This window comes from Serratia sp. SCBI, from assembly GCF_000747565.1.
GTDB classification, from domain to species: Bacteria; Pseudomonadota; Gammaproteobacteria; order Enterobacterales; family Enterobacteriaceae; genus Serratia; species Serratia ureilytica.
This window is the reverse complement of the sequence record NZ_CP003424.1, coordinates 737,049-759,027: the sequence shown is the minus strand read 5'-3', so window position 1 is coordinate 759,027 and position 21,979 is coordinate 737,049. Positions and strand designations below refer to the sequence as shown.

General features: G+C 62.6%; 16 protein-coding genes, 1 pseudogene and 1 riboswitch. Of the genes and pseudogenes, 13 read left to right on the top strand and 4 right to left on the bottom strand.

What is annotated here, in order from left to right; all coding sequences use genetic code 11:
- The first annotated feature begins 28 nt into the window (after positions 1 to 28).
- From leuA to leuD, 4 genes are read left to right on the top strand one after another with little or no spacing between them, the layout of a single operon-like run.
- Entirely contained in the window at positions 29 to 1,603 is a 1,575-nt protein-coding gene (leuA, locus tag SERRSCBI_RS03410) for a 2-isopropylmalate synthase (protein ID WP_042783684.1), read from the top strand.
- A gap of 2 nt (positions 1,604 to 1,605) precedes the next feature.
- Complete coding sequence (gene leuB, locus SERRSCBI_RS03405; protein WP_042783683.1) at positions 1,606 to 2,697, top strand: 3-isopropylmalate dehydrogenase; 1,092 nt, start codon at positions 1,606 to 1,608, stop codon at positions 2,695 to 2,697.
- Position 2,698: 1 nt separating this feature from the next.
- A complete protein-coding gene (gene leuC / locus SERRSCBI_RS03400) occupies positions 2,699 to 4,099 on the top strand; it encodes a 3-isopropylmalate dehydratase large subunit (protein ID WP_033651676.1) in 1,401 nt (466 codons plus the stop codon).
- Positions 4,100 to 4,108: 9 nt separating this feature from the next.
- Complete coding sequence (leuD, locus tag SERRSCBI_RS03395; RefSeq protein ID WP_025159634.1) at positions 4,109 to 4,711, top strand: 3-isopropylmalate dehydratase small subunit; 603 nt, start codon at positions 4,109 to 4,111, stop codon at positions 4,709 to 4,711.
- Positions 4,712 to 4,748: 37 nt separating this feature from the next.
- Here leuD and SERRSCBI_RS03390 read toward each other — a convergent pair whose 3' ends face one another.
- The 3 genes from SERRSCBI_RS03390 to sgrT all read right to left on the bottom strand — a co-directional run bounded on the left by SERRSCBI_RS03390 (position 4,749) and on the right by sgrT (position 7,892).
- A complete protein-coding gene (locus SERRSCBI_RS03390) occupies positions 4,749 to 6,221 on the bottom strand; it encodes a DASS family sodium-coupled anion symporter (RefSeq protein WP_042783682.1) in 1,473 nt (490 codons plus the stop codon).
- Between the two features lie 144 nt (positions 6,222 to 6,365).
- A complete protein-coding gene (locus SERRSCBI_RS03385; RefSeq protein ID WP_042783681.1) occupies positions 6,366 to 7,562 on the bottom strand; it encodes an MFS transporter in 1,197 nt (398 codons plus the stop codon).
- A gap of 156 nt (positions 7,563 to 7,718) precedes the next feature.
- Positions 7,719 to 7,892 carry a glucose uptake inhibitor SgrT gene (gene sgrT / locus SERRSCBI_RS23945; protein ID WP_071883530.1) on the bottom strand — a complete coding sequence of 58 codons (174 nt, stop codon included), beginning with the start codon at positions 7,890 to 7,892 and terminating at the stop codon, positions 7,719 to 7,721.
- A gap of 90 nt (positions 7,893 to 7,982) precedes the next feature.
- On the opposite strand from sgrT, the pseudogene sgrR reads away from it, so the two are divergent.
- The 7 genes and pseudogenes from sgrR to ilvN all read left to right on the top strand — a co-directional run bounded on the left by sgrR (position 7,983) and on the right by ilvN (position 15,424).
- Positions 7,983 to 9,645 (top strand): annotated as a pseudogene (gene sgrR / locus SERRSCBI_RS03380) (HTH-type transcriptional regulator SgrR).
- A 37-nt stretch (positions 9,646 to 9,682) separates the two neighbouring features.
- Positions 9,683 to 9,801, top strand: a riboswitch (TPP riboswitch).
- 57 nt (positions 9,802 to 9,858) lie between these two features.
- A complete protein-coding gene (thiB, locus tag SERRSCBI_RS03375; RefSeq protein ID WP_042783680.1) occupies positions 9,859 to 10,845 on the top strand; it encodes a thiamine ABC transporter substrate binding subunit in 987 nt (328 codons plus the stop codon).
- Positions 10,821 to 12,428, top strand: coding sequence for a thiamine/thiamine pyrophosphate ABC transporter permease ThiP (gene thiP / locus SERRSCBI_RS03370; protein WP_042783679.1), 1,608 nt, complete (start codon positions 10,821 to 10,823; stop codon positions 12,426 to 12,428). Before thiB ends, thiP begins: the two co-directional genes overlap by 25 nt.
- Positions 12,415 to 13,119 carry a thiamine ABC transporter ATP-binding protein ThiQ gene (thiQ, locus tag SERRSCBI_RS03365; protein ID WP_042783678.1) on the top strand — a complete coding sequence of 235 codons (705 nt, stop codon included), beginning with the start codon at positions 12,415 to 12,417 and terminating at the stop codon, positions 13,117 to 13,119. The genes thiP and thiQ overlap by 14 nt, the downstream gene beginning before the upstream one ends.
- Positions 13,120 to 13,207: 88 nt before the next feature.
- Entirely contained in the window at positions 13,208 to 13,321 is a 114-nt protein-coding gene (gene ivbL, locus SERRSCBI_RS24645; protein ID WP_154747116.1) for an ilvB operon leader peptide IvbL, read from the top strand.
- 111 nt (positions 13,322 to 13,432) lie between these two features.
- Complete coding sequence (gene ilvB, locus SERRSCBI_RS03360; RefSeq protein ID WP_042783677.1) at positions 13,433 to 15,127, top strand: acetolactate synthase large subunit; 1,695 nt, start codon at positions 13,433 to 13,435, stop codon at positions 15,125 to 15,127.
- Positions 15,128 to 15,130: 3 nt separating this feature from the next.
- Positions 15,131 to 15,424 carry an acetolactate synthase small subunit gene (gene ilvN, locus SERRSCBI_RS03355; RefSeq protein ID WP_033641839.1) on the top strand — a complete coding sequence of 98 codons (294 nt, stop codon included), beginning with the start codon at positions 15,131 to 15,133 and terminating at the stop codon, positions 15,422 to 15,424.
- Between the two features lie 27 nt (positions 15,425 to 15,451).
- Here ilvN and SERRSCBI_RS03350 read toward each other — a convergent pair whose 3' ends face one another.
- Positions 15,452 to 16,222: a DedA family protein gene (locus SERRSCBI_RS03350; protein ID WP_042783676.1), complete on the bottom strand. Its 771-nt coding sequence runs from the start codon at positions 16,220 to 16,222 to the stop codon at positions 15,452 to 15,454.
- 215 nt (positions 16,223 to 16,437) lie between these two features.
- On the opposite strand from SERRSCBI_RS03350, the gene SERRSCBI_RS03345 reads away from it, so the two are divergent.
- Together SERRSCBI_RS03345 and rapA are read left to right on the top strand one after the other, a co-directional pair.
- Positions 16,438 to 18,804 (top strand): DNA polymerase II, encoded by a 2,367-nt coding sequence (locus SERRSCBI_RS03345; RefSeq protein WP_042783675.1) that lies wholly within the window; start codon positions 16,438 to 16,440, stop codon positions 18,802 to 18,804.
- Positions 18,805 to 19,051: 247 nt separating this feature from the next.
- Positions 19,052 to 21,958, top strand: coding sequence for an RNA polymerase-associated protein RapA (gene rapA / locus SERRSCBI_RS03340; RefSeq protein WP_042783674.1), 2,907 nt, complete (start codon positions 19,052 to 19,054; stop codon positions 21,956 to 21,958).
- Positions 21,959 to 21,979: the final 21 nt, after the last annotated feature.

Sequence of the window (21,979 nt, the reverse complement as noted above, 5' to 3'; positions counted from 1 at the left end):
TGAAATCAACACGATAAGGAATGCACCGATGAGCCAACAAGTCATTATTTTCGATACCACGCTGCGTGATGGCGAACAGGCATTGCAGGCCAGCCTGAGCGTAAAAGAGAAGATTCAGATTGCGCTGGCGCTGGAAAGAATGGGCGTTGACGTGATGGAAGTCGGCTTCCCGGTCTCTTCGCCAGGCGATTTCGAATCGGTGCAAACCATCGCTCGCCAGATCAAGAACAGTCGCGTCTGCGGCCTGGCCCGCTGCGTGGACAAAGACATCGACGTGGCCGCCGAAGCGTTGCGCGTCGCTGAAGCGTTCCGTATCCACGTGTTCCTGGCCACCTCCACCCTGCACATCGAATCGAAGCTGAAGCGCTCGTTCGACGAAGTGTTGGAGATGGCAGTACGCTCGGTCAAACGCGCCCGCAACTATACCGACGACGTGGAATTCTCCTGCGAAGACGCCGGCCGCACGCCGATCGACAACCTGTGCCGCGTGGTCGAAGCCGCCATCAACGCCGGCGCCACCACCATCAATATTCCGGACACCGTCGGCTACACCACGCCGAACCAGTTCGGCGGCATCATCACCACCTTGTATGACCGCGTGCCGAACATCGACAAAGCCATCATCTCCGTACACTGCCACGACGATTTGGGCATGGCGGTCGGCAACTCCATTGCCGCGGTCCAGGCCGGCGCCCGTCAGGTGGAAGGCACCCTGAACGGCATCGGTGAGCGCGCCGGCAACTGTTCGCTGGAAGAAGTGATCATGGCGATTAAGGTGCGCCAGGACATCATGAACGCGCACACCAACATCAATCATCAGGAAATCTTCCGCACCAGCCAGATCGTCAGCCAGCTGTGCAACATGCCGATCCCGGCCAACAAGGCGATCGTCGGCGCCAACGCCTTCGCCCACTCCTCCGGCATTCACCAGGACGGCGTGCTGAAGAACCGCGAAAACTACGAAATCATGACCCCGCAGTCGATCGGCCTGAAAGACGTGCAGTTGAACCTGACTTCCCGCTCCGGCCGCGCGGCGGTGAAACACCGCATGGAAGAGATGGGCTACCAGGAGCAGGACTACAACCTGGATACCCTGTACGCCGCCTTCCTGAAGCTGGCCGACAAAAAAGGCCAGGTGTTCGACTATGACCTGGAGGCGCTGGCCTTCATCAACAAACAACAGGAAGAACCGGAACACTTCAGCCTGGGTTACTTCAGCGTGCAGTCCGGCAGCAGCATCATGGCCACCGCCTCGGTGAAACTGATCTGCGGCGGCGAAGAGAAAGCCGAAGCCGCCACCGGCAACGGCCCGGTCGATGCGGTCTATCAGGCGATCAATCGCATCACCGATTACCCGATCGAACTGGTGAAGTACCAGTTGACCGCCAAAGGCCATGGGCGCGATGCGCTGGGCCAGGTGGATATCGTCGTCTCTTATAACGGCCGTCGTTTCCATGGCGTGGGTCTGGCGACCGACATCGTCGAATCCTCCGCCAAGGCGATGGTGCACGTGTTGAACAATATTTGGCGCTCACAGCAGGTAGAAAAAGAAAAACAGCGTCTGCAGCAAAACAAACATCAAAATAATCAGGAAACGGTGTGAACATGACGAAGACTTATCACATTGCCGTCTTGCCCGGAGACGGTATCGGCCCGGAAGTAATGACTCAGGCGCGCAAAGTGTTGGACGCGGTGCGTCAACGCTTTGACATTCGCATCACCACCGCCGAGTACGACGTCGGCGGCATCGCCATCGATCGCCACGGCAGTCCGTTGCCGGCGGCGACCGTCGCCGGCTGCGAGCAGGCCGACGCCATTCTGTTCGGCTCGGTGGGCGGCCCGAAATGGGAACACCTGCCGCCGGCCGAGCAGCCGGAACGCGGCGCGCTGTTGCCGCTGCGCAAGCACTTCAAACTGTTCAGCAACCTGCGCCCGGCCCGCCTGTATCAAGGGTTGGAGGCGTTCTGCCCGCTGCGCGCCGATATCGCCGCCCGCGGCTTCGACATTCTGTGCGTGCGCGAACTGACCGGCGGCATCTATTTCGGCCAGCCGAAAGGCCGCGAAGGCCAGGGCATGCAGGAGCGCGCCTTCGACACCGAGGTGTATCACCGCTTCGAGATTGAACGCATCGCGCGCATCGCCTTCGAATCCGCCCGCAAGCGCCGCCACAAGGTGACGTCGATCGACAAGGCCAACGTGCTGCAAAGCTCCATCTTGTGGCGTGAAGTGGTCAATCAGGTCGCCACGGATTACCCGGACGTGTCGCTGTCGCACATGTATATCGACAACGCCACCATGCAGCTGATCAAGGATCCGTCCCAGTTCGACGTGCTGCTGTGTTCCAACCTGTTCGGCGACATCCTGTCCGACGAGTGCGCGATGATCACCGGCTCGATGGGCATGCTGCCGTCCGCCAGCCTGAACGAGCAAGGCTTCGGCCTGTACGAACCGGCGGGCGGTTCCGCGCCGGATATCGCCGGCAAAGGCATCGCCAACCCGATTGCGCAGATCCTGTCCGCCACCCTGCTGCTGCGTTACAGCCTGGGCGCCGATGAAGCGGCCGACGCCGTGGAGCGCGCCATCAACCAGGCGTTGGAACAGGGCTACCGCACCGCCGATCTGGCCGGTGACGGCAAAGCCGTCAGCACCGATGAAATGGGCGACATCATCGCTCGCTTTGTAGCTCAGGGGGCATAACATGGCCAAGACCTTATACCAGAAATTGTACGACGCCCACGTGGTGCACGAAGCGCCGAACGAGACGCCGTTGCTGTATATCGACCGTCACCTGGTGCACGAAGTCACGTCGCCGCAGGCGTTCGACGGCCTGCGCGCCATGGGCCGGAAGGTGCGCCAGCCCGGCAAAACCTTCGCCACCATGGATCACAACGTGTCGACCCAGACCAAAGACATCAACGCCAGCGGCGAGATGGCGCGCATCCAGATGCAGGAGCTGATCAAGAACTGCGCGGAATTCGGCGTTTCGCTGTATGACCTGAACCACCCGTTCCAGGGCATCGTGCACGTGATCGGGCCGGAGCAAGGCATGACGCTGCCGGGCATGACCATCGTCTGCGGCGATTCACACACCGCGACCCACGGCGCCTTCGGCTCGCTGGCGTTCGGCATCGGCACCTCCGAAGTGGAGCACGTGCTGGCAACCCAGACCCTGAAGCAGGGCCGGGCCAAAACCATGAAGATTGAGGTCACCGGCGACGCCGCCGAGGGCATTACCGCCAAAGACATCGTGCTGGCGGTGATCGGCAAAACCGGCAGCGCCGGCGGCACCGGCCACGTGGTGGAGTTCTGCGGCAAGGCGATCGAGGCATTGAGCATGGAAGGCCGCATGACCCTGTGCAACATGGCGATCGAAATGGGCGCCAAAGCCGGGTTGGTCGCGCCGGACGACACTACCTTCGCCTACCTGAAGGGGCGTCAGTTCGCACCGACCGGTGAAAACTGGGAGCAGGCGGTCGCTTACTGGCGCACGCTGAAGTCCGACGCCGACGCCCAGTTCGATACCGTGGTGACGCTGCGCGCCGAAGAGATCGCGCCGCAGGTCACCTGGGGCACCAACCCTGGCCAGGTGATCGCCGTCAATCAGGCGATCCCGGCGCCGGAATCGTTTAACGATCCGGTTGAGCGCGCCTCCGCCGAGAAAGCGCTGGCCTACATGGATTTGAAGCCGGGCATCAAATTGACCGAAGTGCCGATCGACAAAGTGTTCATCGGTTCCTGCACCAACTCGCGCATCGAAGATCTGCGCGCGGCGGCGGCGATCGCCAAGGGGCGCAAGGTCGCCAACGGCGTGCAGGCCATCGTGGTGCCGGGCTCCGGCCCGGTGAAGGCCCAGGCGGAAGCCGAAGGGTTGGACAAAATCTTTATTGAAGCCGGTTTCGAATGGCGCTTGCCGGGTTGCTCGATGTGCCTGGCGATGAACAACGACCGTCTGAATCCGGGCGAGCGCTGCGCGTCCACCAGCAACCGTAACTTCGAAGGGCGCCAGGGCCGCGGTGGGCGCACCCACCTGGTCAGCCCGGCAATGGCCGCCGCGGCCGCCGTCGCCGGTCACTTCGCTGACATCCGTGATATTCACTAAGGGGCTAACGTGGCTAAATTTACTCAACATACCGGCTTAGTGGTGCCTTTGGATGCGGCCAACGTCGACACCGACGCCATTATTCCCAAGCAGTTTTTACAGAAGGTGACCCGGACCGGTTTCGGCCAGCACCTGTTCAACGACTGGCGCTTCCTCGACGATGCCGGCCAGCAACCCAACCCGGAGTTCGTGCTGAACAAACCGCGCTATAAAGGCGCCAGCATCCTGTTGGCGCGGGAGAACTTCGGCTGCGGCTCCTCGCGCGAACACGCCCCTTGGGCGCTGACCGACTACGGTTTCAAAGTGGTGATCGCGCCGAGCTTCGCCGATATCTTCTACGGCAACTCGTTTAACAACCAGCTGTTGCCGGTCACGCTGAGCGAGCAGCAGGTGGATGAGCTGTTCAAACTGGTTGACGCCAACGAGGGTACGGAGTTCGTGGTGGATCTGGAGAACCAGACGGTCAACGCCGGTGGCAAAAGCTATCCGTTCGAAATAGACAGCTTCCGCCGCCACTGCATGATCAACGGGCTGGACAGCATCGGCCTGACGCTGCAGCATGAAGCGGACATCTCCCGCTACGAAGCGCAGCAACCGGCGTTTCTGAATTAATCCCCTTCACCCGCCGCCCGGCGGGTGAATTTTTTCCTCACCAGTAGCCCAGCAGCTTCCACCATGCGCCGCCGATCACTATCCAGATCAGTAGGTTAACCACGCTCATCACCCATCCCGCTTTCCACCACTCCCCCAACGTCACATAGCCGGAGCCAAAGATGATCGGCGCGGTGCCGGTCCCGTAATGCGTCAGCGACATCATCAGCGAAGAAGAGAACGCCAGGATCAGGCCCAGCAGCGCCGGTGGCGCGCCGAGCGCGATGCCGGCAGCGAAGAAGGCGGCGAACATCGCCGTTACATGCGCGGTGGTGCTGGCGAAGAAATAGTGAGAATACAGATAAATGATGGTCAGCAAGATCGTGCCGCCCACCCAGCTCATGCCCATATGGTCGATGCCGTTGCCGACGGTCTGCGACAGCCAGCCGATCAGCCCCAGCTTGCCGAGGAAACTGGCCATCATCACCAGCGCCGAGAACCACACGACGGTATCCCAGGCCCCTTTATGCTTCAGCACATCCTCCCAGCTCAACACCCCGGTAGCCAGCAGCACCGCCAGGCCGATCAGCGCCGCGGTGGTAGGATTGACCGCCAGCGCCGGGCCGAAAATCATCGCCGGAATGCCGGCCCACAGCACCAACAGCAGCGCGAACACCGCGAGAGTAATTTTCTCCGGCAGCGTCACCGGCCCCAGCGCCTGCAGCTTTTCGCAGGCGAAACGCGGCGCGTCCGGGGTGCTTTTCACCTCCGGCGGGTACAGCAGATAAATGACCAGCGGCATCACGATCAGCGAACACAGCCCCGGCACCAGGGCGGCGATCGCCCACATCGACCAGGACAGTTCGAAGCTGCCGTGGGTGCCTTTGGCGATCAGGCTGACAATCAGCGGGTTAGGCGCCGTGGCGGTGATAAACATCGCCGAGGTGACCGGGTTAATGTTGTAGTTCACCAGCGACAGATAGCGGCCGATCTTGCCGGAGGTATTGAGCTCGGGTTTGGAACCAAAGCTGTCGGCGATCGATTTCATGATCGGGTGAATGATGCCGCCGCCGCGCGCGGTGTTGCTCGGCGTCACCGGCGCCAGGGTGGTTTCCGCCAACGTCAATGCGTAGGCGATGCCGAGCGTTTTTTTACCGAACAGCGAGATAAAGTAGTAGCCGATGCGCGCGCCCAGCCCGGTTTTGTTCAGGCTGAGGGAGATCATGATAGAAAAGCCGATCAGCCAGATCAGCTGGTTGGAAAAACCGCTGAGCGCGTCGTCCAGCGCGGCGCCCGGCTTGCCGGGGTTGGTGACGCCGGTCACCGCCACCAGGGCGATGGCGATCACCGAGACCGCGCCGATCGGCATCGCCTTGCCGATGATGGCGATGATGGTGCCGATAAACAGCGCCAGCAGCTGCCAGGCGTTGGGCGCAACGCCCTCCGGCACGGGAATGAGGAACCAGATGATCAGCGTGGCGGCAAAGGCGCACAGGGAAGGAAGCGGTTTGAGCGGTGTGAGTTTATCCATAACGTTCCCACTGTTCTAAACAACAAGGCGGCATCTCAATAGCGAGACGGGCGTGGACGCAACGATCGCGCTCCATATGCCTTCAGCTTGGGCGTCCGCTTCAGCCTTCTCAATGACTTGCATCAAGAATGCCGTCGTTTGACCTCACACTTCACGCACTTTGGCGCTCATCCAGAGCGCCGCCAGCGCCAGCAGCGCCGCCATCCAATACACCGAGCCATGACCGAGGTTCTCCACCAGCGCGCCCTGCAGCACCCCGGCCAGGATCACCCCGGTCGAGATGCTGTTGGTGAACAGCGTGGTGGCGGCGCCCGGTCGGCCCGGCATCAAATCTTGAAAATAGAGCATGCCGATACCGGCGACGATGCCGATAAACACCGCGTTGAGCAGCTGCAATGCGATCAGGGTCGGCTTGGTCGCCAGCACCGTCAGCCCGAGGTAAAACAGCACGCCCGCCGCCACCGCCAGCAGCATCATGTTGCGCTTGCCGAAACGTTTGACGTAGTAACCGGCCAGCAGCATCGCCGGGATCTCCAGCCCGGCAGCGGTGCCCATCAGCACCCCGGCCAGCCCCTCAGGCAGGCCGAGATCGGCGGTAATATACAGCGGCATGTCGATGATATACATGGTGTTGCAGGTCCACATCAGCATCGAGGCGATAAACAGCAGACGCACGTCGCGATTGCGCCAGGCGCTGGCGGGCGCAATCGGCGCGGAAGCGCCGTCCCGCAGCCCGTCGCCGTCCGCCGCGCGCGGCACCGAAGGCAGCATGAACCCGACCAGCAGCACGCAGATAGCGAAGGTGGCGGCGGCGATCAGGAACATCACGGTAAAGCCGTAATTCAGCGCCAGCGCAAACGACAGCGGCGGGCCGATCACCCACGCCAGCGAAAGCTGGGCGCGCATCACCGAACTGAACATCACCACTTCACGCGCCTCGCTGTCGGCGTATTCCCGCGCCAGCGCGAAGATCTGCGGCATGGCGGTGTTGGCAACGGCGGACATCAACACCCCGGCGGTGATCAGCGTCATGTAGTCGCGGTTGAAAGCGAACAGCAGGCAGTTGCCGACCGCCATCAGGCAGCACAGCAGGATCAGCCTGCGCCGATCGCCGCGGGTGTCGGAACGTTTGGCCAGCAGGAAGCTGACGACGATGCCGGCCACCGCGTTGGCGGTGTAAAACAACCCGACCCACAGCGGCCGCACCTTAACTTCGGTGGTCAGAAACAGGCTGAGCGTCGGCGTCAGCAACGCGCCGGCGATGCCGGAGAGAAAAGCGATCAGCAGGAAGGCGGCAAAGATGGGGTTGATGCGCAGTGATAACCGTCTCAGGCGTTCCATATCCTCTTCCCTGATCCCAAAGCAGAAGCAAAAACCTTAGGCCACGGCGAGGAAAATGCAAGTCCATCGCCCTAACCGCAAATAAAAAAACCAGTGGGGCGACCCACTGGCTGGTGAAACAGCACCATTACTCAGAAACTTTTATGCCGCAGCGCCTTACAGGTGCTCGCGATACTGCTTGTCGCTCATCTCTTTGATATCCCATTGCGTCAGGTGCGCCAATATTGCCAGCCGCGCCTGCTCGGGCACCACGCTCAGCCAGTCGGCGTGCTGCCGACGCACAGCGCTGAAATAGCGCTGATAGAACGATTTGGATAAGAAAGCTTTCATGATTACGCCCTCCCCTTTCATTGATGAAAATTATCGGCGTAATATAGGGAAAGAAAAATTGACGAGTTGAGACAGGAGTGTTCCTCTTTTATGTCCACGTCCAGATTGCAGCAGCAGTTCATCCGTCTGTGGCAGCGCTGCCACGGTGAAACCACCGACACCACGCTGCAGGCGCTGGCGGAGGCGCTGAGCTGCTCGCGGCGCCACGTGCGCTCCCTGTTGAGCGCCATGCAGCGGGAGGGCTGGCTCACCTGGCAGGCGGAGTCGGGACGCGGCAAGCGTTCGCGGCTAACCTTTCATTACACCGGCCTGGCGCTGCAGCAACAGCGGGCCGAGGAGCTGCTGGAGCAGGATCGCATCGATCAGTTGGTGCAGCTGGTGGGCGACAAAAAACGTGGTGCGCCAAATGCTGCTGTCGCAGCTGGGGCGCAGCTTCCGTCAGGGGAAACATATCCTGCGGGTGCTCTACTATCGGCAGTTGTACAACCTGCTGCCCGGCTCGGCGCTGCGGCGTTCCGAGACCCATTTGGCGCGTCAGATCTTCAACGGCCTGACGCGCATAAATGAGGAAAACGGGGAACTCGAATCCGATCTGTCCCACCATTGGCAGGCGCTGACGCCGCTGCACTGGCGGTTTTACCTGCGCCCGGCGATCCATTTTCATCATGGCCGCGAGCTGGAGATGGCGGACGTCATCAGCTCGCTTTCGCGTCTGACCTCACAACCGCTGTTCTCGCATATCGAAAGTGTCACCTCGCCGACGCCGTTCGTTGTCGACGTGCATCTGCGCAGCCCCGACCACTGGCTGCCCTGGCTGCTGGGCAGCGTGCACGCCATGATCCTGCCGCGCGAATGGCGCGATCTGCCGGACTTCACCCGCCATCCGATCGGCACCGGCCCCTACCGCGTGGTGCGCAACCTTCCCAGCCAGATGAAGATCCACGCCTTCGACGACTATTTCGGCTACCGGGCGCTGATCGATGAGGTCAACATCTGGGTGCTGCCGGAGTTCTCCGAAGAACTGGTGCACTCCGGCGTACAGCTGCAGGGCGATGAAACCGGCAACAGCGAGCTGGAAAGCCGGCTGGAAGAAGGCTGCTACTTCCTGCTGTTCGATCAGCGCTCTCCCTTGGCGGCCGATCCCGCCATGCGCAGCTGGCTGTGCGAATTGATCAACCCCATTTCGCTGCTGAGCCACGCCGGGCCGCTCTACCAGCGCTATTGGTCGCCGGCGTACGGCCTGCTGCCGCGCTGGCACCACAACCGCGCGCTGGCGATGCAGCCCAAACCGGCGGGGCTGACCGAACTGACGCTGACTCACTTCAATGAGCATTCGGAGTTCCACGCCATCCGCCAGGCGATCGAGCCGCTGCTGGCGCAGCACGGCATCCGCCTGATCGTGCAAAGCGTGGATTACGCGACCTGGCACCAGGGCGACGCGCGCAGCGATCTGTGGCTCGGCAGCGCCAACTTCTATCTGCCGCTGGAGTTTTCGCTGTTCGCCACGCTGTACGAGCTGCCGCTGATGCAGCATTGCATGAGCGAGGACCTGGCGCAGGATGCGGCGCTGTGGCGCGCCAACCGTCTGCCGCTGGCGGAGTTCTGCCAGCGCCTGGTCAGCAATCACCAACTGCATCCGCTGTTCCACCACTGGCTGCAGCTGCACGGCCAGCGCAGTATGCGCGGCGTGCGAATGAACACCCTCGGCTGGTTCGACTTCAAGTCAGCCTGGTTTGCCCCGCCGGAGGCATAAGCGCCTTTCGCCCGGGTCGGTTAATCTTTACAATAGCGCCGTCTCAACGGGGTGCGGAGAGTCGGGCCGCGTGATAAGCCCGATTTTCCGCTGAGAGCACACCCGTCGAACCTGATCCGGTCAATACCGGCGGAGGGATTTGAGCCCAGCGAACCGGCGACGCCGCCTCGCCCCCTCAGATGCCCTTGCCCCCTTATTTTTCAGGAGTGCAACGTGGTCAAAAAATATCTGCCCTGCTTATTGCTGCTGTGCGCCGCGCCGGTGTTCGCCAAGCCGACGCTGACGGTTTACACCTACGATTCCTTCGCCGCCGACTGGGGCCCAGGCCCGGCGGTGAAAAAAGCCTTCGAAGCCGAGTGCGACTGTGAGCTGAAGTTCGTGGCGCTGGAAGACGGCGTCTCACTGCTGAACCGCCTGCGCATGGAAGGCAAGAACAGCGCCGCCGACGTGGTGCTGGGGCTGGACAACAACCTGCTGCAGGCGGCGCAGCAAACCGGCCTGTTCGCGCCGAGCGGCGTGGACACCGCCAAACTGACGGTGCCGGGCGGCTGGCAGGACGCGACCTTCGTGCCTTACGACTACGGGTATTTCGCCTTCGTCTACGACAAGGAAAAACTGAAGAACCCGCCGAAAAGCCTGCAGGAGCTGGTCAGCAGCGATCGTGACTGGAAGGTGATCTACGAAGATCCGCGCACCAGCACGCCGGGCCTCGGCCTGCTGCTGTGGATGCAAAAAGTGTATGGCGACAAGGCGCCGGCCGCCTGGCAGCAGTTGGCGAAAAAGACCGTGACCGTCACCAAAGGCTGGAGCGAAGCCTACGGCCTGTTCCTGAAAGGCGAAGGCGATCTGGTGCTCAGCTACACCACTTCCCCCGCCTATCATCTGATCGCCGAGAAAAAAGACCGCTACGCCGCCGCCACGTTCAGCGAAGGCCACTACCTGCAGGTGGAAGTGGCCGGCAAACTGAAGGCCGCCAAACAGCCTGAGCTGGCGGAGCGTTTCATGCAGTTCATGGTGACGCCGGCATTCCAGAACACCATCCCGACCGGCAACTGGATGTACCCGGTGATCAACACCCCGCTGCCCGTCGGCTTTGAACAGATGAACGTGCCGCATACCGCGCTGCAATACAGCGCCGAAGAGGTGGCCACACAACGCGGCGGCTGGATCCGGGCATGGCAAACCGCCGTCAGCCGCTGATCCCCCGCTGGCTCTGGCCGGGGCTGCTGGCCGCCGGCATGATCCTGCTGGTCGCCGCGCTGGCGATGAGCTCGCTGTGGCGTCACGCGCCGGACAGCGACTGGCGCGGCCTGTGGCAGGACAGCTACCTGTGGCACGTGGTGCGCTTCACTTTTCTGCAGGCGCTGCTGTCGGCGCTGATTTCGGTGCTGCCCGCCATTCTGCTGGCGCGCGCGCTCTATCGCCGCCGTTTCCCCGGCCGGCAGCTGCTGCTGCGGCTGTGCGCCATGACGCTGGTGCTGCCGGTGCTGGTGGCGGTGTTCGGCCTGCTCAGCGTCTATGGGCGCCAGGGCTGGCTGGCGACGCTGTGCGGCTGGCTGGGCGTCGAGTATGATTTCTCGCCCTACGGGCTGCAGGGCATTCTGCTGGCGCACCTGTTCTTTAACCTGCCGCTGGCTACCCGCCTGTTGTTGCAAGCGCTGGAGAATATTCCGGTGGAACAGCGCCAGCTGGCCGCCCAGCTGGGCATGAACGGCTGGCAGCAGTTCCGCTTCGTCGAATGGCCGGCGCTGCGCCGCCAAATCCTGCCGAGCGGCGCGCTGATCTTCATGCTGTGCTTCGCCAGCTTCGCCACCGTGCTGTCACTGGGCGGCGGGCCGCAGGCCACCACCATCGAGCTGGCGATCTACCAGGCGCTGAGTTACGACTACGATCTGGGCCGCGCCGCCCTGCTGGCTCTGATCCAACTGGGCTGTTGTCTGGGGCTGGTGCTGATCAGCCAACGCCTGAGCCAGGCATTGCCGGTAGGACATACCCACGCCCAGCGCTGGCGCAACCCGGAAGACAGCCTGTGGCGGCGCATCAGCGATTTTCTGCTGATCGCCGCCGCGCTGTTGCTGCTGCTGCCGCCTCTGCTGGCGGTGATCGCCGACGGCGCCAATCAGGCTATCATCAGCGTGCTGCGCCAGCCGGTGCTGTGGCAGGCGCTGTTCACGTCGCTGCGCATCGCCCTTGGCGCCGGGGCGCTGTGCGTGGCGCTCACGATGATGCTGCTGTGGAGCAGCCGCGAGCTGAAACTGCGGCAGCAGCTGCGCGGCGGCCAAGCGCTGGAGCTGAGCGGCATGGTGATCCTGGCGATGCCGGGCATCGTGCTGGCCACCGGCTTCTTCCTGCTGCTGAACGATACGATCGGGTTGCCGCAGTCGCCCTATGCGCTGGTGATCCTCACCAATGCGCTGATGGCGGTGCCCTATGCGCTGAAGGTATTGGAGAACCCGATGCGCGACCTCGCCGAACGTTACAACCCGCTGTGCCTGTCGCTGGATATCCGCGGCTGGCGACGGCTGCGGCTGATTGAACTGCGCGCCCTGCGCCGCCCGCTGGCGCAGGCGCTGGCCTTCGCCTGCGTGCTGTCGATCGGCGATTTCGGCGTGGTCGCCTTGTTTGGCAACGAGCATTTCCGTACCCTGCCTTTTTACCTGTATCAGCAGATTGGCGCCTACCGCAGCCAGGACGGGGCGGTGACCGCGCTGCTGTTGCTGCTGCTGTGCTTCCTGCTGTTTACCCTGATTGAACGCTTACCGGGCCGCCATGCTGACGCTTGAAAAACTGACCTATCTGTATGAACACCTGCCGATGCGCTTTGATCTGCGCATCCAGCCGGGCGAGCGCGTCGCGGTGCTCGGCCCCAGCGGCGCCGGTAAAAGCACCCTGTTGAGCCTGATCGCCGGTTTTCTGCCGGCGGCCAGCGGCCGGCTGCTGCTGAACGGCGAAGATCACACCGCCACGCCGCCGGCCAAACGGCCGGTGTCGATGCTGTTTCAGGAAAACAACCTGTTCGCTCACCTGACGGTGGCGCAGAACATCGGGTTGGGGTTGGATCCCGGTCTGCGCTTGACTGCGCAGCAGCGCCAACAGCGAGAACACATCGCCCGCCAGGTCGGCCTGGAAGAACACCAGGATCGCCTACCGTCGCAGCTTTCCGGCGGTCAGCGTCAGCGCGCCGCGCTGGCGCGCTGTTTGATTCGCCGGCGGCCGATCCTGTTGCTCGACGAACCCTTCTCGGCGCTCGATCCGGCGCTGCGCAACGAGATGCTGCAGCTGCTGCAGACGGTGTGCGAACAGCGCGACCTGACGCTGCTGATGGTGTCGCACAACCTCGACGACGCCGCGCGCATCGCGCCGCGCACGCTGCTGGTGGTCGACGGCCGCATCTACTACGACGGCCCGACGCAGGCCCTGCTGGACGGCAGCGCACCGGAAGCACGCGTGCTGGGCATTTCGGGTAAAGCGTGATCTGACGCGCGTTTTTTATGCTGCGCCAATAAACCTGTTGTGCGAATTTTGCGCCTGTGTTTTTATAAAAACCTGACTTTTTTTACTGATGATAAGGTTCCCTGTGATCGCATCCTCGCTGACTTCGACCCTACTAGTTACCGCGCTACCAGCCGCGGTGGTCGTCGTGCGTGTGGTGGTGGTCGTCGGCAATGCGCCGTAGGGTCCGAATCAACGCATCGATTCCCAAACCCCGCCGGCGCAAACCGGGCGGGGTTTCTTGTTTTAGCACCCTGCCCAGAAAAGCTCACCGGCCTTGAGAAAGGACAGGAACATGGCAACTTCGGGCACGCCTCAACCGAGTACCCGCTTCACCGGCGCACAATTGATCGTTCATCTGCTGGAGCGTCAGGGCATCACCACCGTCGCCGGCATTCCCGGCGGCGCCGCGCTGCCGCTGTATGACGCGCTGAGCCAAAGCACCCGCATTCACCACGTGCTGGCGCGCCACGAACAGGGCGCGGGCTTTATGGCGCAAGGCATGGCGCGCGCCAACGGCAAAGCGGCGGTGTGCATCGCCTCCAGCGGGCCGGGCGCCACCAACCTGGTCACCGCCATCGCCGATGCCAAGCTCGACTCCATTCCGCTGGTGTGCATCACCGGGCAGGTGCCTTCCTCGATGATCGGCACCGACGCCTTCCAGGAAGTGGACACCTACGGCATTTCTATCCCGATCACCAAGCACAACCATCTGGTGCGCGATATCCGCGAGCTGCCGCAGGTGATTGGCGACGCGTTCCGCATCGCCGAGTCCGGCCGCCCCGGCCCGGTCTGGATCGATGTGCCGAAAGACGTGCAGACCGCCACCATCACCCTGGAAGAGTTGCCGCCGATCGCCGTGCCGGACGCCGCCCCGAGCTTCGATCCGGCGCTGGTTTCGCAGGCCGCCGCGATGATCAATCAGGCGAAACGCCCGATCCTCTACCTGGGCGGCGGCATCATCTGCGCCGACGCTCACCGGCAGGCGCTGGAGCTGGCCGAGCGCGCCGGTCTGCCCACCACCATGACGCTGATGGCGCTGGGCGCGATGCCGGTGGAACACCCGCTGTCGCTGGGCATGCTGGGCATGCACGCCGCGCGCAGCACCAACTTCATTCTGCAGGAGGCCGATCTGCTGATCGTGCTGGGCGCGCGCTTCGACGATCGGGCAATCGGTAAAACCGAGCAGTTCTGCCCTAACGCCGCCATCATTCACGTGGATATCGACCGCGCCGAGCTGGGCAAGGTCAAACAGGCCAACGTGGCGATCCATGCCGACGTCGGCCAGGTGCTGCAACAGCTGCTGCCGCAGATCGACACGCAGCCGCGCAGCGCGTGGCTGAACACCGTCAACGATCTGAAGCGCGAATTCCCGTTCAACATGCCGAACGCCGACGATCCGCTGAGCCATTACGGCCTGGTGCTGGCCGCCGCGCGCTGCGTGGACGACAGCGCCATCATCACCACCGACGTGGGTCAGCATCAGATGTGGGTAGCGCAGGCCTATCCGCTGAGCCGGCCGCGCCAGTGGCTGACGTCGGGCGGCCTGGGCACCATGGGCTTCGGTCTGCCGGCGGCGATCGGCGCGGCGTTGGCGGAGCCCGAACGTAAAGTGCTGTGCTTCTCCGGCGACGGCAGCCTGATGATGAACATTCAGGAAATGGCCACCGCGGTCGAGCACGATCTGGACGTGAAAATCATTTTGATGAACAACCAGGCGCTGGGGCTGGTGCACCAGCAGCAAACCCTGTTCTACCAACAGCGCATCTTCGCCGCCGCCTATCCGAAGCGTACCGACTTCCTGAAAATCGCTGCCGGATTCGGGCTGGATACCTGCGATCTGAACGCCGCGGAAGATCCTCAGGCGGCACTGGCTGAGGCGATCCAGCGCCCGGGTCCCTGCCTGATCCACGCGCTGATCGATATCAACGAAAAAGTGTTCCCGATGGTGCCGCCGGGCGCCGCCAACATCGACATGATTGGAGAATAAGCCATGCTGCAACCACAAGATAAACCACAGGTGATCCTGGAGCTGGCGGTGCGCAACCATCCCGGCGTGATGTCGCACGTTTGCGGGCTGTTCGCCCGCCGCGCGTTCAACGTCGAAGGCATTCTGTGCCTGCCGTTGAAAGACGGCCAACAGAGCCGCATTTGGCTATTGGTCGCCGACGATCAGCGGCTGGAACAAATGATAAGCCAGGTGGAAAAGCTGGAAGACGTGCTGCGGGTGAAGCGCCACAGCGAAGACGTGCGGGTATTTGAACAGCTGGAAGCGTTCTTCCAGTAAGGCGAACGGGGGCTAATGCCCCCGCAATCATTGCCCCGACAGCACCTGCCACAACAGATGCCGGTACACCGGCATCAGCGGCTGTTGGCTCAGCAAATAGCCGACCGCCAACGTCGCCAGCCAACTCAATCCGCACACCACGCGCAGCCGCAGCGGCGTCAGCCAACGGCTCAGCCGATCGGCGCTGCGCTTGCCCTCGCGCCACCAGCGCCAGCTCAGCCACACCGCCAGCCAGACCAGCAGCGCCGCCGCGAGCAACAGCCACTTGAACGTCGCGCTGTTGGCGTCGGCGGGGATATCGATCGCCACCCCCGCCAGAATGCCGGGGAAGAAATAGACCGGCGGCCAGGTCAGGCAACCGATGATGTTCGGCAACGCAAACTTGTACGGCGGCAAATCGAGCATGCCGGCCACCATCGGCACCAGCGGGCGCGTCGGGCCAACGAAGCGACCGATCAAAATGGTCGCCATGCTGTGCTGGTGCAAGGCATGTTCGGTTTTGTCGAGCAGCGCTTTGTTCTTCTTCAGAAACGACCAGCGATGCAAAGGCCCCTTAAAGGCGCGGCCGACGAAATAGGAGATCCAATCGCCGAGCAGGCAGCCGACGATGCCCGCCGCCCAGGCGTAGTAAAAATCCACCTTGCCGCTGCCGATCAGCGCGCCGATGCTGGCCATCATCACCGTGCCGGGCAACAGCAGCCCCACCAGCGCCAACGACTCCAGAAAAGCGACCAGCAGAACGACCATCAGAGTGAAAGCCAGTGACTGGGTGATCAAATCTTGTAAATAGGCTTCCATTACACCTCTGTGGATTATTCGGGCCAAACGGGGCCGAGGATTTTCCAGCGCCGCCGCTGGCGAGTCAATCGATGAATTGTATGCGTATTTGGCAACGCCGCGCGGCAATGGACAATGACTGTATAAAAACCCATACTGTAATTTATCTATATTAGCGCCAAAACCGACATCACGCTGAACGTCGCACACGCCGCCCGGCGGAAAACGAAGGGGTTATGACAGCACTGCAACAGGGGTTCCTGCTCACTCGCCACTGGCGCGACACGCCCGCCGGCACCGAGGTCGAATTTTGGCTGGCGACCGACGCGGGCCCGCGCCAGCTGCGTCTGCCGCCGCAAACCTCGGTGGCGTTTATCCCCGCCGAACAAAGGCAGCGCGCGGAACTGCTGCTGCGCGAAGAGCGGCAAGTCGAACTGAAACCGCTGGCGCTGACGGATTTTCATCACCGCCCGATGCTGGGGCTGTACTGCCGCCAGCACCGTCAGCTCATCAAGCTGGAAAAACTGCTGCGGGAAGGCGGCGTTGCGGTCTACGAGGCCGACATTCGCCCGCCCGAGCGCTACCTGATGGAACGCTTCATTACCGCGCCGGTATGGTTCAACGGCCTGGGCGACGGCAATGGGCCGTTGCTCAGCGGCCAAATGAAGCCGGCGCCGGAGTACCGCCCAACGCTAAAACTGGTGTCGCTGGATATCGAAACCACCGCCCACGGCGAGCTTTACTCCATCGCGCTGGAAGGATGCGGCCAGCGGCAGGTCTACATGCTGGGGCCGGCCAACGGCGGCGATGAGCCGCTGGATTTCGATCTGGAATACTGCGCCAGCCGCCCCCAACTGCTGGAACGGCTGAACGCGTGGCTGGAGCGTCACGATCCCGACGCCATCATCGGCTGGAACCTGGTGCAGTTCGATCTGCGGGTGCTGCAAAAGCACGCCGAGCGCTACCAAATCCCGCTGCGGCTGGGGCGCGGCGGCAATCTACTAGAATGGCGCGAGCATGGTTTCAAGCAGAATCACTTTTTCGCCGCCGCCGCCGGCCGCCTGATCATCGACGGCATCGAGGCGCTGAAATCCGCCACCTGGAATTTTCCCTCCTTCAGCCTGGAATACGTTTCGCAGGAACTGCTGGGCGAAGGCAAGGCGATCGACAACCCTTATCAGCGCATGGCGGAGATCGACCGGCGCTTCGCCGAAGACAAGCCGGCGCTGGCCCGCTACAACCTGAAAGACTGCGAGCTGGTGACGCGGATTTTCGCCAAGGCCGACCTGCTCAACTTCCTGCTGGAGCGCGCCACCGTCACCGGGCTGGCGGCCGATCGCAGCGGCGGATCGGTGGCGGCCTTCAGCCACCTCTATATGCCGCGCATGCATCGCCTGGGCTTTGTCGCCCCCAACCTCGGCGAACAGCCGGAGGAACACAGCCCCGGCGGCTTTGTGATGGATTCCCGGCCCGGCCTGTACGACTCGGTGCTGGTGCTGGACTATAAAAGTCTGTACCCGTCGATCATCCGCACCTTCTTGATCGATCCGGTCGGGTTGGTGGAAGGCATGCGCCACCCAAACGACGCCGACTCGGTTCCCGGCTTTCGCAACGCCCGCTTCTCGCGCAGCAAACACTGCCTGCCGGCGATCGTCGAGCAGATCTGGCAAGGGCGCGAGGCCGCCAAACGCCAGCACAACAAGCCCCTGTCGCAGGCGCTGAAGATCATCATGAACGCGCTTTACGGCGTGCTGGGATCGAGCGGCTGCCGCTTCTTCGATCCGCGGCTGGCGTCGTCGATCACCCTGCGCGGCCACGAGATCATGCGCCAAACCCGCGAGCTGATCGAAGCCGAAGGCTATCAGGTGATTTACGGCGACACCGACTCCACCTTCGTCTGGCTGAAACAGCCGCATGACGAGCAACAGGCGGCGCAGATCGGCCGGGCGCTGGTGCAACGGGTCAACGCCTGGTGGCAGCAGCATCTGCAGCAGCAGTTCGGGCTGGAGAACGCGCTGGAGCTGGAGTTCGAAACCCACTATTCCCGCTTCCTGATGCCGACCATTCGCGGCGCCGAGCAGGGCAGCAAGAAACGCTACGCCGGCCTGATCGCGCGCGCCGACGGCCAGGAAGAGATGGTGTACAAAGGCCTGGAAACGGTGCGCACCGACTGGACGCCGCTGGCGCAGCGGTTCCAGCAGCAGCTCTATCAGCGCATCTTCAAACAACAGCCCTACCAGGACTATGTGCGCGACTACGTCGGCAAAACCCTGAACGGCGACTTCGACGATCAATTGGTGTACCGCAAACGGCTGCGCAGAAAGCTCGACGACTATCAGCGCAACGTGCCGCCGCACGCCCGCGCCGCGCGCATCGCCGACGACTACAACCGCAGTCAGGGGCGGCCGCTGCAGTATCAGAACGGCGGCTGGATCAGCTACGTGATGACCGTCGCCGGGCCGGAACCGCTGGAAACCCGCCATTCGCCCATCGATTATCAGCACTACCTCGAACGTCAGCTGCAACCGGTGGCAGACGCTATACTCCCTTTCTTGCACGACGACTTCACCACGCTGGTCACCGGGCAGATGGGGCTGTTTTGAGATTGCGCCAGGTTAAGAAAAATCATCCGGTTTTGCAGGTGACGAACGCGCCGCCTTCCATTACCATAGCGCCCTTCCCAAAACTGAACCACGCTTAGCCCTGCCGTCTCGCGACGTCTGCATGGCGTGAACGGCTATTGCCCGTCAAATTTAAAACAAACCGGGATTAACCGATGTTCAGTACAGGTGCCGCGGCCCTTCCCGCCCGGTAACAAGACTTACTTACAAAGAATCGAGCCGACAATATATGCCTTTTACTCTTGGTCAACGCTGGATCAGCGACACGGAAAGCGAATTAGGACTGGGCACCGTCGTGGCGCTGGATGCGCGCATGATTACCCTGCTTTTCCCCGCCACCGGTGAAAACCGCCTCTATGCCAGAAACGATTCGCCGATCACCCGCGTGATGTTCAACCCGGGCGATACCGTCAGCAGCCACGAGGGATGGCAGCTGCAGGTGGAAGAGGTGAAAGAGGAAAACGGTCTGTTGACCTATATCGGCACCCGCCTGGACACCCAGGAAAGCGGCGTGGCGATGCGCGAAGTGCTGCTGGACAGCAAACTGACCTTCAGCAAGCCGCAGGATCGCCTGTTCGCCGGCCAAATCGACCGCATGGATCGTTTCGCGCTGCGTTTTCGCGCCCGCAAATACCAGAGCGAGCAGTATCGCCTGCCGTTCGCCGGCCTGCGCGGCATGCGCGCCAGCCTGATCCCGCACCAGCTGCACATCGCTCATGAAGTCGGCCAGCGCCATGCGCCGCGCGTTCTGTTGGCGGACGAAGTCGGCCTCGGCAAAACCATCGAAGCCGGCATGATCATCCACCAGCAACTGCTGGCGGGCCGCGCCGAGCGCGTGCTGATCGTGGTGCCGGAAACGCTGCAGCACCAGTGGCTGGTGGAGATGATGCGCCGCTTCAACCTCTACTTCTCGCTGTTCGACGACAGCCGCTACGCCGAAGCCAAGCTCGACAGCAGCAACCCGTTCGAAACCGAACAGCTGGTGATCTGCTCGCTGGACTTCGTGCGCCGCAACAAGCAGCGCCTGGAAGAGCTGGCGGACGCCCAGTGGGATCTGCTGGTGGTCGACGAAGCGCACCACCTGGCCTGGAGCGAAGAAGCGCCGAGCCGCGAATATCAGGTGATCGAACAGCTGGCCGAGCATATCCCCGGCGTGCTGCTGCTGACCGCCACCCCGGAACAGCTGGGCCAACAGAGCCACTTTGCGCGCCTGCGCCTGCTCGATCCAAATCGTTTCCATGACTACGGCGAGTTCGTTGCCGAGCAGCAAAAATATCGCCCGGTGGCCGACGCCGTCACCCTGCTGCTGAGCGGTGAGCGCCTGACCGACGACAAATTGAACCTGCTGGGCGAGCTGATCGACGAGCAGGACATCGAACCGCTGCTCAAAGCCGCCAACAGCGAAGGTGACAACGCCGAGCAGGCGCGTCAGGAGCTGGTTTCCATGCTGATGGATCGCCACGGCACCAGCCGCGTGCTGTTCCGCAATACCCGTAACGGCGTGAAGGGCTTCCCGCACCGCAACCTGCACCAGATCAAGCTGCCGCTGCCGACCCAGTATCAGACCGCGATCAAAGTCTCCGGCATCATGGGCGCCAAGAAGTCCGTCGAAGCACGCGCGCGCGACATGCTGTACCCGGAGCAGATTTATCAGGAGTTCGAGGGCGAAAACGCCACCTGGTGGAACTTCGACCCGCGCGTCGAGTGGCTGCTGGACTACCTGCTGGCCAACCGTAACGAAAAAGTGCTGGTGATCTGCGCCAAGGCCGACACCGCGCTGCAGCTGGAGCAGGTACTGCGCGAGCGTGAAGCGATCCGCGCCGCCGTGTTCCACGAAGGGCTGTCGATCATCGAGCGCGACCGCGCCGCCGCCTACTTCGCCTCCGAAGAAGAAGGCGCACAGGTGCTGCTGTGTTCCGAGATCGGTTCCGAAGGCCGCAACTTCCAGTTCGCCAGCCAACTGGTGATGTTCGATCTGCCGTTCAATCCGGATCTGCTGGAACAGCGCATCGGCCGTCTGGACCGTATCGGCCAGATGCACGATATCCAAATCATGGTGCCTTACCTGGAGCACACCGCACAGGCGGTGCTGGGCCGCTGGTTCCACGAAGGGCTCGACGCCTTCGAACACACCTGCCCGACCGGCCGCACCATCTACGACAGCTGCTACGAGCAGTTGATCGGCTATCTGGCCGCGCCGACCGAGCAGGAAGGCCTGGACGAATTCATCCACGCCTGCCGCCAGCAGCATGACCAGTTGAAAGCGCAGCTGGAACAAGGCCGCGACCGTCTGCTGGAGATGCACTCCAACGGCGGCGACAAAGCCCAGGCGCTGGCCGCCGCCATCGCCGAGCAAGATAACGACATCAACCTGGTGGGCTTCGCGCTCAACCTGTTCGACATCGTCGGCATCAATCAGGAAGATCGCAGCGACAACCTGATCGTGCTCACGCCGTCCGACCATATGCTGGTGCCGGACTTCCCGGGCCTGCCGCAGGACGGCTGCACCGTCACCTTCGATCGCGATCAGGCGCTGTCGCGCGAAGACGCGCAGTTCGTCAGCTGGGAACACCCGATCATCCGCAACGGTCTGGATCTTATCCTGTCCGGCGATACCGGCAGCTGTGCGGTGTCCCTGTTGAAAAACAAAGCGTTGCCGGTCGGCACCTTGTTGGTTGAGCTGGTGTACGTGGTGGAAGCCCAGGCGCCGAAGCACCTGCAGCTGACCCGCTTCCTGCCGCCGACGCCGATCCGCATGCTGATGGACCGCAAGGGCACCAACCTGGCGGCGCAGGTCGAGTTCGAAAGCTTCAACCGCCAGTTGAACGCGGTCAACCGCCACACCTCCAGCAAGCTGGTCAACGCCGTGCAGCAAGACGTGCACGCCATGCTGCAGCAGGCGGAAAGCCTGGTGGAAGCGCAGGCACGCACGCTTATAGAACAGGCGAAGCAAGAGGCGGACGACAAGCTGAGCGCCGAGCTGGCGCGTCTGGAAGCGCTGAAGGCGGTCAACCCGAACATCCGCGACGACGAAGTCGAGACGCTGGAGTTCAACCGCCGTCAGGTGCTGGCCAACCTCAATGAAGCCGGCTGGCGTCTCGACGCCATTCGTCTGGTGGTGGTCACCCACCAGTAACCGGCGCGACGCGGGGAGGTG